Annotated in this window: 14 protein-coding genes; 4 read left to right on the top strand and 10 right to left on the bottom strand. The window is 67.6% G+C overall.

The genetic code is table 11. The features are described from left to right. The 4 genes from WAZ62_RS10455 to WAZ62_RS10440 all read right to left on the bottom strand — a co-directional run. Positions 1-505, bottom strand: a 505-nt coding sequence (locus tag WAZ62_RS10455; protein WP_422643465.1) for a helix-turn-helix domain-containing protein, incomplete at its 3' end; no start/stop codon positions are given. 195 nt (positions 506-700) lie between these two features. Continuing rightward, entirely contained in the window at positions 701-2,968 is a 2,268-nt protein-coding gene (ptsP, locus tag WAZ62_RS10450) for a phosphoenolpyruvate--protein phosphotransferase (protein WP_422643464.1), read from the bottom strand. Next, on the bottom strand, positions 2,968-4,029 hold the full coding sequence (locus WAZ62_RS10445; RefSeq protein ID WP_422643463.1) for an NAD(P)H-dependent flavin oxidoreductase: 1,062 nt from the start codon (positions 4,027-4,029) through the stop codon (positions 2,968-2,970). Before WAZ62_RS10445 ends, ptsP begins: the two co-directional genes overlap by 1 nt. Before the next feature lie 42 nt (positions 4,030-4,071). Then, positions 4,072-5,295: an aspartate kinase gene (locus tag WAZ62_RS10440; protein WP_422643462.1), complete on the bottom strand. Its 1,224-nt coding sequence runs from the start codon at positions 5,293-5,295 to the stop codon at positions 4,072-4,074. A gap of 152 nt (positions 5,296-5,447) precedes the next feature. Here WAZ62_RS10440 and ubiG point away from each other — a divergent pair, with 152 nt between their 5' ends. Beyond that, entirely contained in the window at positions 5,448-6,200 is a 753-nt protein-coding gene (gene ubiG, locus WAZ62_RS10435) for a bifunctional 2-polyprenyl-6-hydroxyphenol methylase/3-demethylubiquinol 3-O-methyltransferase UbiG (protein WP_422643461.1), read from the top strand. Between the two features lie 7 nt (positions 6,201-6,207). On the opposite strand, the gene WAZ62_RS10430 is transcribed toward ubiG, so the two are convergent. From WAZ62_RS10430 to WAZ62_RS10410, 5 genes are read right to left on the bottom strand one after another with little or no spacing between them, the layout of a single operon-like run. Beyond that, positions 6,208-6,630 (bottom strand): DUF1178 family protein, encoded by a 423-nt coding sequence (locus WAZ62_RS10430; protein ID WP_422643460.1) that lies wholly within the window; start codon positions 6,628-6,630, stop codon positions 6,208-6,210. 42 nt (positions 6,631-6,672) lie between these two features. Beyond that, positions 6,673-7,650, bottom strand: a complete 978-nt coding sequence (locus WAZ62_RS10425) for a lysozyme inhibitor LprI family protein (protein WP_422643466.1) — start codon at positions 7,648-7,650, stop codon at positions 6,673-6,675. Next, a complete protein-coding gene (locus WAZ62_RS10420) occupies positions 7,650-8,471 on the bottom strand; it encodes a carbon-nitrogen hydrolase family protein (protein ID WP_422643459.1) in 822 nt (273 codons plus the stop codon). The genes WAZ62_RS10425 and WAZ62_RS10420 overlap by 1 nt, the downstream gene beginning before the upstream one ends. Positions 8,472-8,492: 21 nt before the next feature. After that, positions 8,493-8,753 (bottom strand): glutaredoxin 3, encoded by a 261-nt coding sequence (gene grxC, locus WAZ62_RS10415; protein ID WP_422643458.1) that lies wholly within the window; start codon positions 8,751-8,753, stop codon positions 8,493-8,495. Positions 8,754-8,806: 53 nt separating this feature from the next. Beyond that, positions 8,807-9,595: a double zinc ribbon domain-containing protein gene (locus WAZ62_RS10410; protein WP_422643457.1), complete on the bottom strand. Its 789-nt coding sequence runs from the start codon at positions 9,593-9,595 to the stop codon at positions 8,807-8,809. Between WAZ62_RS10410 and WAZ62_RS10405 the strand changes: the two genes are divergently transcribed. Then, a complete protein-coding gene (locus WAZ62_RS10405) occupies positions 9,594-10,526 on the top strand; it encodes a methyltransferase domain-containing protein (RefSeq protein WP_422643456.1) in 933 nt (310 codons plus the stop codon). The two genes, WAZ62_RS10410 and WAZ62_RS10405, sit on opposite strands and share 2 nt — an antisense overlap. A gap of 154 nt (positions 10,527-10,680) precedes the next feature. Here WAZ62_RS10405 and WAZ62_RS10400 read toward each other — a convergent pair whose 3' ends face one another. Continuing rightward, positions 10,681-11,361, bottom strand: a complete 681-nt coding sequence (locus WAZ62_RS10400) for a hypothetical protein (RefSeq protein ID WP_422643455.1) — start codon at positions 11,359-11,361, stop codon at positions 10,681-10,683. A 153-nt stretch (positions 11,362-11,514) separates the two neighbouring features. Between WAZ62_RS10400 and WAZ62_RS10395 the strand changes: the two genes are divergently transcribed. Both WAZ62_RS10395 and WAZ62_RS10390 read left to right on the top strand, forming a co-directional pair. Further along, entirely contained in the window at positions 11,515-11,985 is a 471-nt protein-coding gene (locus WAZ62_RS10395; RefSeq protein ID WP_422643454.1) for a hypothetical protein, read from the top strand. Further along, the coding region (locus WAZ62_RS10390; RefSeq protein WP_422643453.1) for a pyridoxamine 5'-phosphate oxidase family protein at positions 11,982-12,421 on the top strand (440 nt) is incomplete at its 3' end. The genes WAZ62_RS10395 and WAZ62_RS10390, both read left to right, overlap by 4 nt.

The following is a 12,421-nucleotide window of genomic DNA, read 5'->3' as shown; positions in this document are numbered from 1 at the left end:
CCTCGGGCGCGGCGGCCAGTTCGGCCGGCACCGCCGGGACCTCCTCGGCGGGCAATGTGTTCGAGCGCGAGATATAATAATAGCCGCCGTAAACCAGCACGGCGAGCACGACCGAAAGCGACAACACACGCCCGGTCGGGAATTTCGCCTCCTGCACCGGCGCGGGAAAGACCAGCGGCCGGTTTTCCGGTTCGCGGTTCAGCTCCGCCTTGAAGGCAAGGACGGCGGCTTCACCGTCGAGACCGAGAAACTGGGCGTAGGAGCGCAGATAGCCAAGGGCATAGGTCAGCCCCGGGGTGCCATCGATCTCGCCCCTCTCGAGCGCATCGAGATGGGCCGGCTTCAGGCGCAGGACCTGGCCGATTTCCGCCGTCGTCCGGCCATAGGACAACCGCGCGTCGCGCAGCTGAGCGCCAACGCCGATGTAATGAAGCCCCTCCTCCGGCGGCACGAAGTGCTGCTCGTCGGAAGAAACCAGATACGGCTTACGTTTGCCCAGTGCCATCGAAACTCTCGCAACCCCCCGGCCGATACGCATGTACCGAAATGGGCCCGGGGGCTTCCTCTAGTCGGCCGATCGGGAAGCTGCCACTACGTTCAGGAAATCTGCCGTCACCATAAGAAGGTCGCCGATCTAACGCAACTCGGTTAACACCCGATCCGCCGGTTAACGCGACGTTGTTGCGCCAAGTCCGCAGGTCTAGATGCGCACGCCGTGATCGCGGGCGAAACTCTCCAGCTTGCCGCGCAGGGTACGATCGGGGCCCTCGATCAGCGTGTCGATATAGGCGCGGCACTGACCGACGTCGAGGCTGCGCAGCATCGCCTTCACCGGGCCGATGGAGACCGCGTTCATCGAAATCGAGCGGAAGCCGAGACCGATCAGCGCCATCGCCTCCAGCGGCCGGCCGGCCATTTCGCCGCAGAGCGAAATCGAAACCCCCGCCGCCGTGCAGGCGGCGCAGACATCGCGCAGCAGCTTCAGCGCCGAAGGGGCCAGCAGGTCGTAACGGCCCGAGACCTTGGGATTGCCCCGGTCGGCGGCGAAGAAGAACTGCAGCAGGTCGTTGGAGCCGACCGAGATGAAATCGACGAGCGGCAGCAGCGCCGGCAGCTGATAGGCGAGCGCCGGCACTTCCAGCATGGTGCCGACCCTTATGCTGACCGGCAGGGTCTGGCCCATGCGCTCCAGCCGGCGGCGCTCCACCTCGAGGATCTGGCGCGCCTGACGGAATTCGGCGACATCGGCCACCATGGGGAACATGACCGACAGCGTGCGCCCGCCCGCCGCGATCAGCAGCGCGCGCAGCTGGTAGCGCAGCAGGGCCGGCCGGTCGAGCACGAGGCGGATCGCCCGCCAGCCCAGCGCCGGGTTTTCTTCCCGCTGGCCGACCATGTAGGGCAGGACCTTGTCGCCACCGACATCGAGGGTACGGAAGATCACCGGCCTCTCGCCGGCCGCGTTCAGGACATGGGCGTAAAGCTCGATCTGGGCAGCGAGACGCGGCATGGTCGAGGAGACCATGAACTGCAGCTCGGTCCGGAACAGGCCGATGCCGGCCGCCCCGGTCTCGTCGAGATGGGGCAGATCGACGGTCAGGCCCGCGTTCATGAACAGCTTGACGTCGATACCGTCCGTGGTGGTCGCCGGCATGTCGCGCAGCGCGGCGTATTCCGCCTTGCGCTCCACCCGGATCAGCAGGTTTTCCGAAAATGCGGCGGCGACTTCCGGTGTCGGCCGGAAGATGGCCTGACCGGTGTCGCCGTCGACGACGGCGATGTCGCCCGGCTCCACCCGCTCCAGCACGCGCTCGCAGCCGCCGACGACGGGAATGCCGAGGCCACGGGCGACGATGGCGACATGGCTGGTGGGCGACCCTTCCTCCAGCACGACGGCCTTCAGGCGGCTGCGATCATAGTCCAGCAATTCGGCCGGCCCCATGCTGCGGGCGACGAGAATCGCTTCCTCGGGCAGGACGTCGCCGGCCGCCGTCTCGGTCTTGCCGGCGAGATGGCGCATCAGCCGGTTGGCGAGATCCTCGAGATCCGACAGGCGCTCGCGAAGATAAGGATCGGTGATCTGGCCCATGCGGGCGCGGGTTTCCATCTGCACCCGCTCGACCGCCGCCTCGGCGGTGAGGCCCGAGCGGATCGCCTCCTCGATCTTCTCGCGCCAGCCCCGGTCGTGGGCGAACATGCGATAGGTTTCGAGCACATCCCGGTGCTCGCCCGCCGGGACCATGTCCTGATCCGCCAGCATGGCGTCGATCCGCTTGCGTAAGGAGGCCATGGCGACGCCGAGCCGGTTCATCTCGGCCTGGGCATCCTCGGCGATCAGGCGTTCGACCGCGACGCGGGGCTCGTGCAGCACCGCGACACCCATGGCGAGACCTTCGGCGAGGCCGACGCCGTCATAGGTATAGGGTTCGCGCCGACGCGCCTCGCTCTCCGAGAATTCGGCGGGATCGACCAGATCGCCCTGCCCCACGAGTTCCGCGAGGACCATGGCGATGGTCTGCATCACATCGATCTCGTCCTCGTCATATTCCCGCATGGTGCGGTTCTGGGCGACGAGAACGCCGACCACGCGGCCGGCCCGGATGATGGGCACGCCCACCAGCGAGTGATAGATCTCTTCGCCGGTCTCGGGCAGATAGGCGAATTTGGGATGCGACTGGGCGTCCGGCAGGCTGAGCGGCAGCGCCGTGTCGGCGATGGTGCCGACCAGGCCCTCGCCCACCCGCAGGGTCGCCTTGTGGACGGCGTCCGGGTTCAGGCCCTCGGTCGCGAAGAGTTCGAGCCGGCGGCCCGCCCGCATCAGATAGATCGAGCACACATCGGCGACCATGTTGGCCGCGATGTTGCGCACGATGCGATCGAGACGATCCTGGGCCGACCCCGGCCCCGCCATGACTTCACGCAGGCGCCGAAGGAGGGCACGGGGGCCACCGACAGCGCCCATCGCCATCAGGCCCTCAGCGGTGCCGGTGTCGCCACCGCGTGAAGCGACATTCGGGCATCGAGCGCGGCGGCGGCCTGATCGACCAGCTGGGCGATGATCTCCGCCGTCGGCTGTTCGCGCGTCACCATGCCGACCGACTGGCCCGCCATCAGCGAGCCATTCTCGACATCACCATCGATCACCGCGCGGCGCAGGGCGCCCGCCCAGAAATGCTCGATTTCCAGCATGGCGGCGTCCTTGTCCACTTCGCCACGATTGAAGCGCGCGACCACATCGGCCTGCATTTCCATGAAGCGGCGCGTGCCCTGATTCTGCAAGGCGCGAACCGGGATCACCGGAAAACGCGGGTCGAGCTGGGCCGAGGGCATGGCGTCGCGGGCAGCGCCCCGGATGAAGGCCTTCTTGAAATTGGCATGGGCGATCGATTCCGTCGCGCAGACGAAACGGGTGCCGAGCTGCACGCCCGAGGCGCCGAGTTCGAGATACATGACGATCGCCTCGCCCCGGCCGATGCCGCCGGCGACGAAGACCGGAATCTCCCTGATCTCGGGCAGGATTTCCTGCGCCAGCACGGCGGTCGAAACGGGGCCGATATGGCCGCCCGCTTCCATGCCCTCGATCACCAGCGCGTCGACGCCGGAGCGGACGAATTTCTTGGCGAGGGCCAGCGCCGGGGCGAAGCAGATCACCTTGGCGCCCGAGGCCTTCACCTTGTCGATGGCGAATTTGGGCGGCAGGCCGCCGGCCAGGACGACATGGCCGACCTTCGCCGCGATGCAGACATCGACCAGTTGCTCGAGCTGCGGATGCATGGTGATCAGGTTGACGCCGAAGGGCTTGCCGGTCAGGCCCTGCGTGCCGGCGATTTCCTTCTCGAGCAGCTCGGGCGACATGGCGCCGCAGGCGAGGACGCCGAAGCCGCCCGCGTTCGAGATCGCGGCGACCAGATGCCGCTCGGACACCCAGGACATGGCGCCGCCCATGATCGCGGTTTCGGTGCCGAGGAAGTCCCGGCCCCTTTGCCACAGTCGGTTCAGGACTTCGAGTCCGCCGGCCGTATGGGTCATAACGCCACCTTCATTCTGTAAGGTCCGAATCGGTGCGGGCGGTCAGGCGACCGCGTCGAGACCATAGGCCGTGTGCAGGGCACGAACCGCAAGCTCGGTGTATTCCGCGGCGACGAGGACGCTGATCTTGATTTCCGAGGTGGAGATCACCTGGATGTTGATGCCCTTGTCCGCCAGAGTCGTGAACATCTGACGGGCGATGCCGGCGTGGGAGCGCATGCCGACGCCGATCACCGAAATCTTGGCCACGTTACCGTCGGTATGCAGGTCGCGGAAGCCGATCTGCTCGCGGTTGTCCTGCAGCACCTTGATGGCGAGGGCGAGATCCGCCTTGCCGACGGTGAAGGTGACATCGGTCGTCTTGCCGTCGTCGGCGACGTTCTGGACGATCATGTCGACATTCACATTGGCATCGGCGAGCGGACCGAAGACGGCGGCGGCGACGCCCGGCCGGTCCGCGACCTTGAGCACGGTCACCTTGGCTTCGTCGCGGCTGTAGGCGATGCCGGAAATGAGTTCCTGTTCCACGATTTCTTCCTCGTCAACAACCAGCGTGCCGGGCTTGTCCTCGAAGCTGGAGAGGACCTGCACGCGGACGCGATGCTTCATCGCCATCTCGACCGAGCGGATCTGCAGGACCTTGGCCCCGACCGAGGCCATTTCCAGCATTTCTTCATAGGTGATCTTGTCGAGCTTGCGGGCCTTCTCGACAATGCGGGGATCGGTCGTGTAGACGCCGTCGACATCGGTATAGATGTCGCAGCGATCGGCCTTCATCGCCGCCGCGAGCGCGACCGCCGACGTGTCCGAGCCGCCGCGGCCGAGCGTGGTGATCCGATGGTCCGGGCCGATGCCCTGGAAACCGGCGATCACCGCGACCTGGCCTTCCTTCATCCGGCGCTCGATCTCGGCGGTATCGATCCGCTCGATCCGGGCGGAGCCATGGGCGCCGTCGGTCTCGAGCGGGATCTGCCAGCCGGCCCAGGAGCGGGCGGAGACACCGAGTTCCTGCAGCGCGATCGCGAGGAGGCCGGCCGTCACCTGTTCGCCGCTCGCGACCACCGCGTCATATTCGCGCGCGTCATGCAGGGGCGCGATATCGCGGCAATAGCCGACCAGCTTGTTGGTCTCGCCCGACATGGCCGAGACGACCACGGCGACCTCGTTGCCGGCATCGACGACGGCTTTCACCCGGCGGGCGACATTCTTGATGCGCTCGACGTTGCCGACGGAAGTGCCGCCGAATTTCAGGACCAGGCGGGCCATGCGCGTGCTACTCCAGATCTATTCTCACTCGGGGCCGGACTGCGAGCTTGGGGCTGGCCGGCCGTAAAAGGCGCGTATACATATCCCCCGTCAGGTCCTTAGGCAAGGCGCCCATCCAGATCGGATGGCAAGGCGACGAAGAGGTAAAGTCCATGTCAGGCGAAACAGCGAAACGCACCACCATCGACGACGCCGAAGTCGCCCAGTTCGCCGCCATCGCCGACGAATGGTGGGACCCGAACGGCAAGTTCAAACCGCTGCACAAGTTCAACCCGACGCGCCTTTCCTATCTGCGCGGCAAACTGGGGGCGCATTTCGGCCGTAATGAGGCGGACACGAAACCCTTCGCCGGGCTTCGCTTCCTCGACATCGGTTGCGGCGGCGGGCTTTTGTCGGAACCCATGGCCCGGCTGGGCGCCGAGGTGGTCGGCGCCGACGCGGCGGAAAAGAATGTGAAGGTGGCGGCCCTGCACGCGCTGCAGTCGGGCCTCGCCATCGATTACCGCCATACCAGCGCGGAAGACCTGGCGACGGCGGGTGAGCGATTCGATGTCGTTCTCAACATGGAAGTGGTCGAGCATGTCGCCGACCTGAACCTCTTCATGGCGGCCTGCGCCTCCATGGTGAAGCCGGGCGGCGTCATGGTGACCGCGACCCTGAACCGCACCATGAAGGCTTTCGCCCTCGCCATCGTGGGCGCCGAATATGTCCTCGGCTGGCTACCGCGCGGCACCCACAAGTATCAGAAATTCGTCCGCCCCAGCGAGCTGGCAGCGGCCCTGCGCCAGACCGGCATGGAAATCACCGACTACGCCGGCGTCTCCTACAATCCCCTGAGCGGCGAATGGCGCCTCGGCCGGGATGTCGATGTGAACTACATGGCTTTCGCCGTCAGGCCGGCCTGACGGACGTTCAGGCGTCTTCCCGGTCGATCCAGGGGATGCGGGCGACCGGCACGCCTTCCTCGTCGAGGGCCTTGGCTTCCTCGACCGTGGTTTCGCCGTAGATGCCGCGGGCCTCGGCTTCGCCGTAATGGATCTTGCGGGCTTCCTCGGCGAAATTGCTGCCGACGTTTTCGAGATTGCTCTCGACCGCTGAACGCAGCTCGCGCAGGGCGGCGCGCATTTCCGCCTGTTTCTCGGACGCCTTGACGGAACGGTCGCGCGTAACGCCGGTCGCGACCTGCGTCGCCTGTGGCCCGCGCGTCACCGTGGTGACGCCGCAGGTCGGGCAGACGACCTTGCCCTGACGGGCCTGTCGCTCATAGGTGGCGCTGTCCTTGAACCAGGCCTCGAAGACGTGGCCGGCCGAACAGCTGAGGTCATAAACGATCATGCTCTTGATGTGACAAGCCGCCCGCCGTTTGGCAAGGGGTGATCAATCGAAGGGAAGGGGCGCGCCCGGCCTCAGATGGGGCTTCAGCGCCGACCAGCCGATGGTGCAGTCATAGGCGCCTTCGGCATAGGAGCCGAGGGCATAGGCGTCGAAACGGATGCGCGCGCCCTTGGTGTCGAAGCTCCAGGCCGGCAGGACGGCGATACCATCGTCCAGCGCATCGTCGGTCAGGGACGGCGCGATCAGCTCTTCCGGCACGCCGCGTTCGCGCTTCTCGGCGGCGATGCTGGCCCGGCACAGGGGGATCAGGGCTTTCCGCCCCGCCTCGTCGATGAAATCGTCGAAATCGAGGGATTTGCCCGCCGCCGGCAGGAAATTCACCGCCCGGCCATAGCCCATGCCATGGGCGCCGCCGGTATATTCGTAGATATCGAAGAAGACCGAGACGAAACGCGCCGAGGCATAGAGGATGCGGTAGGACACGACGCGGCCGTAAGGCCCCTCGCCGGCGCCGATATCGGCTTCGCTGGCATCCGCCGCCTCGTCGAGGGCCGCGTTGAGGTCGGCAAGGGCGGGGTCGACCGCCCGCGGCCGCAGGATCGAGACGGAAATCTGCGCCGCGTCATCCGCGACCCTCGTCAGCACCGGCAGGAAGCGCGGCGCCCCTTGCCCCGTGGTCTCGGGCGTCGCCGACAATTCCCGCGTCCGCGCCTCGGTCAGGCGCTTGAGGCAGGCGATGTCGAAACTCACGTCCTGTCCCTGATCATAAGCGGCACAGATGCCGTCCCGCCGCTCGATCCAGTCGCGCTGGTCGCCGCGCCAGGCCTCGCGCTGCGCATCGTCCGCGGCGGCCCGTAAAGCCGCATAAGCGGCGCTCATGTCGTCGTCGGCGGCCTTGAGCGCGGGATCCGAGCAGATCGCCCGCTCCACCGGGGCCTTGGCCTTGGCGCAATCGAAAGCCCATGCCGCCGGGTTGACGGCCACGACCAGCAGCGCGCCGAGCAGCGGGATGAAGCGCATCACGGCCCCTCGAAGGTCCGGTCGTGCTGAAGCGCGGGGATCCGGCCCCTTGCCGTGGTGACTTCGGACAGGTCGAGATCGGCGACGACATAGCCGACCTCGGTGCCGGCATCGGCCAGCACCCGGCCCCAGGGATCGATGATCAGGGCATGACCGAAGGTCTGGCGGCCATCGTCATGGGTGCCGGTCTGGGCCGGGGCGATGATGAAGCTGCCGGTCTCGATCGCGCGGGCGCGCTGCAGGACGTGCCAATGGGCCTCGCCCGTGACCCTGGTGAAGGCAGCCGGGGTGGCGATGATATCGGCCCCGGCCTGCGCCAGCCGCCGGTACAGGGGCGCGAAGCGGATGTCGTAGCAGATGGTGAGCCCGAGCCGTGCATCCCCGACATCGGCCAGCACCGCGACCTCGCCCGGGCGATAGCCGGCGCTTTCGCGGAAGCTCTCGCCTTCCGGCAGGTCGACGTCAAACATGTGGATCTTGTCGTAGCGGGCCTTGATCCGCCCGTCCGGGCCGATCAGGAAGGCGCGGTTGGCCAGCCGCGCCTCGCCAAGCTCGATCGGCAGGGAGCCGATCAGAAGATCGATGCCCAGTTCGGCCGCCAGCGCCCGGAAGGCGGCGAGCGCCGCGTCCTCGGCCTCGGTCCGCACCTTGGGCCGCATCGCCCGCTTGTCCCGCTCCATCAGCGAGGTCATCTCGGGCGTCGCCACCAGCTTCGCGCCGTCGGCCGCCGCCGCGCGGATCAGCCGCGAGGCGGTCTCGATATTGGCCGCGACATCGCGCCCGGAGCAAAGCTGGACGCAGGCAACGCGCAAGACGGACATGGGATGGCGACTCCGGCCGGATCAGTTGGCGGCGAGAAGCGTATCCAGCCGGCCCGCCTGATCAAGGGCATAAAGATCGTCGCAGCCGCCGACATGAGTGGCGCCGATGAAGATCTGCGGCACGGTGCGCCGGCCGCCGGCCTTTTCCGTCATTTCCCGGCGCAGCCCCGCATCCATGGAAACGTCGATTTCCGTGTAGGCAACGCCCTTCGACTGCAACAGCTGCTTCGCCCGGTAGCAATAGGGGCAGATCTGGGTGGTATAGATGGTGACGTCGGTCACGGCGGATCTCCTGCGAGTGCTCCTTACTAACGTGATGCAGTGCGAAAGGATCCTCAACCCCCGTCGCCGTCATGAATGACCCGCGCCGCGGTCAGGACATCGACCCGCGCCGCCCCCGCCGCCTTCAGCACCCGGGCGCAGGCATAGACGGTCGCGCCCGTGGTCAGCACATCGTCGACGAGGACGAGGTGTTTCCCGGCGATGCTGGCTTTCGCCACCGCCGGCACCGAGAAGGCCCCGACGACATTGCGCAGCCGCGCCAGCCGGCCGAGGCGTCCCTGCGGCGGCGTCGGCCGGGCGCGGACGAGGACTTGCGCCAGCACCGGCACCTTGGCGATGCGGGAGATCGCCCGCGCCAGCTCGGCCGACTGGTTGTAGCGCCGGGTCAAGCGCCGTCGCCAATGCAGCGGCACGGGCACCAGCGCGTCGGCCCCCGCCAATGCCTCCGCCCCCGCCTGCGCCATCAGCCGGGCGAGGCTGGGGGCGAGATCCAATCGGTCGGCATGTTTGAAGCGCAGCAGCAGGTCGCGCATCGGCCCGCCATAGCGTGCCGCAGCCCGCGCCACGGTGAAGGGCGGCGGATGGGCGATGCAGCCGCCGCAGCGGGTGCCCGCCGGCACCGGCAATTCGAAGGGCAGGCCGCAGCAGGTGCATTGCGGGGCGGAAATAAAGGCGATCTTCGGCCAGCACACCGGGCACAGGCGCCCGGGCGCATCCACGGGGGCATCGCAGCCAAGGCAGGCCGGCGGCAACACGAAATCGAGGAGGCCGGTGAAGCCCCGCCGAAAATGGTCCCGCATCCCTCTCGCGATCATGGCGCCATCGTGCCATATCAGGGCCATGCCCGCAGCCTCTTCCCGCACCCCCACCAATGCCCCGGACGATATTCTCGTCTTCGACCGAAGCGCCGTCGCCCGCCACCGGACGCGCGCCGCCGCCGGTCTCGATGCCCATGATTTCCTGTTCCGCGAAATCGCCGAACGGATGATCGACCGGGTCGAGGATATCAACCGCCGCTTCCCCCTCACCCTCGACCTCGGCTGCCACGACGGCGTGCTGGGCCGGTTGCTCGGCCCGACCGGCAGAATCGATCAACTCGTCTCCGCCGATCTGTCGTCCGCCATGGCGCGGCGGGCCGGCGGCCTTGCCCTCGCCGCCGACGAGGAATTTCTGCCTTTCGCCGAGGGCAGCTTCGATCTCGTCGCCTCGGCCGGCTCCCTGCACTGGGTGAACGACCTGCCGGGCGCCCTCATCCAGATCCGCGACATCCTGAAGCCGGACGGTTTCTTCGTCGCCTCGCTGATCGGTGGCGGCACCCTGACCGAGCTGCGTCAGGCCTTCCTCGCCGCCGAGGCGAAGGTGGAAGGGGCGGCCTCGCTCCATGTCTCGCCCTTCGTCGACCTGCGCGACGCGGCGGGCCTGATGCAGCGCGCCGGCTTCGCCATGCCGGTGGTCGACCTCGAGACGATCACCGTCACTTACGGCGATGTCTTCGGCCTGATGCGCGACCTGCGCGGCATGGGCGAGCAGAACGCCCTCGCCGCCCGGCGCCGCCAGCCCCTGCGGCGCGCAACGATCCTCGCCCTCGCCGAGGAATATCGCGACCGTTTCGCCGATGCGGACGGCCGCATCCCCGCGACCTTCGAGATCGTCACCCTGTCGGGCTGGGCACCCGGCGAAGGCCAGCCGGTGCCGAAACGCCGCGGCTCCGCCACCCACCGCCTCGCCGATGCCCTCGGCACCGTCGAAATCCCGGCGGGGGAGAAGGCATAAGTTCCGGGGACGAGGAGGAAGAAAAGCCCTCTCCTCCTGGGAGGAGAGGGTTGGGTGAGGAGGGAAACGCTGTCCTGAAACGCCCGCACACCCTCCCGGCCCACCTCACCCCGACCCTCTCCCCCCAGAGGGCGGAGAGGGAGCGTCAGGCTCCTTACGCCGCAATCCCCAACTCGCCCGCCAGGCGGTCGAAGTCCCGCGCCTTCAGGGTCGGCTTGGCCGCCAGTTCGATGACGGCGGTGAAGGCTTCGGCCGGGGCGCCGGCCTTCATGCCCGCCAGCAGGCCGGCGCGTTCCGCCGGGGTCATGGCCGGCAGCATGAGGCGCATGTAGGCGATATTTTCTTCCGGCGTCAGGCTGGCGATGATCGTCATCTCGATCGCCTGCAATTCCTCGTCGTTGAAGAGGTGCCGCAGGACCGGCCCCGTCACCGTCTCTTCCTCGTGCATGTGATGGAAGTCCTCGGCAACGAAAGCCGAGAAGGCGAGATAGAGGCCATGGCCATGGGCCGGACGTTCCGCGACGGGCGCCGTCTCGAGGGCGGCCATCAGCCGGGCCAGCTGGGCGAAGCGGGTCTGGTGGCCGCGGTGCTGATCCTCGAGGGTGCGGGCCGCGCCCGGCAGGCGGGCTTCCAGCGCCTTGTGCAGCTGGCTTTCCTCGTGTTCGAGGTGGGCGGCCGACAGGGTCAGCTGGGCGCGCAGATCGGCGAGGAGATCCGCCGTCCCGGCGGGATCGGCGAAATCCTGGCTGCCGAGGCGCAGCAGCAGATGGGAAAGGCCGAGGCGCAGACCCTTGTGGATCGGACCATAGAAATCATAACGCGGTTGAGCAGGCATCTTGTCCCCCGACGGGTGGCGGTTGCGATGCCCCACCAGATAGGCCACGTCCGGGACCACCGCTTCCTAAATGGCTCCTAAGCGCTGTTCGCTTTTCCTAAAAATGCGCTATCGGCTAATCTTGTCGCTCGGGGGTCGGCCGGGAGACCAGGGGTGATCGACAGTGCCATTGCTGACTTCGTCGAGGGGGCGGTCATGACCGTGCTCGCCTCGCGGAACGAGAGCCATCACCCCGCGATCGGCCGGGGCGTCGGCACCCGAGGGGCCGAGGGCGGTCGTCTGCTCGACACCATGGTCTCGCGGGCGCAATGGCCCCGCCTGATCGGCAATCTGTCACCCGGCGATCCGCTGGCCGCCACCTTCGTCGCGCCGGACGATTACCGCACCTATCAGGTCAAGGGCGTGGTCGAGATGATCGCGCCCGCGACCGATGACGACCGGGCCGTCGCCCTCGCCTATCATCGCCAGATCCACCGGCTGCTGACCTCGCTCGGCGTCACCGAGGGGCAGATCCGCTTCTGGCTGACCGACAGCGACCTCTATCGCCTGCGCTATCGTCCGACCGACGTCTTCGTGCAGACGCCGGGTCCCCGCGCCGGCAGCCGGCTGGAGCCGCGGCCTTGACCGGCGTACCCCTGCGGGACCTCCACGCCTGTTTCGAGGGGGTGATCCCCTCGATCATCGCCACGGTCGACGCCGCGGGCGTGCCCAATATTTCCTATCTCTCCCACGTCCATTACGTGGACGATGATCACGTCGCCCTGTCCAACCAGTATTTCACCAAGACCTCGGCCAATGTCCGCGACCGGGGCACGGCGGCGCTGATCGTGGTCGACGGGCGGAGCGGCCGGCAATATCTGCTCGACATCGCCTTCGTCTCGTCCCACCGCGAAGGCGCCCTGTTCGAGCGCATGTCGGATCACCTGAACGCCATGTCGTCCCGTCAGGGCATGTCCGACATCATGGCCCTGCGCAGCGCCGACCTCTACCGCGTGCTGAGCTGCGAGGCGGTGCCGGCGGTCGAGGCCGGCGAGGAGCCGGTGGCGGCCCCGCCCGATGC

This window comes from Zavarzinia sp. (genome assembly GCF_049306435.1).
Lineage (GTDB): Bacteria > Pseudomonadota > Alphaproteobacteria > Zavarziniales > Zavarziniaceae > Zavarzinia.
The sequence above is the reverse complement of the archived record's forward strand: the minus strand, read 5'-3'. Positions and strand labels throughout refer to the sequence as shown.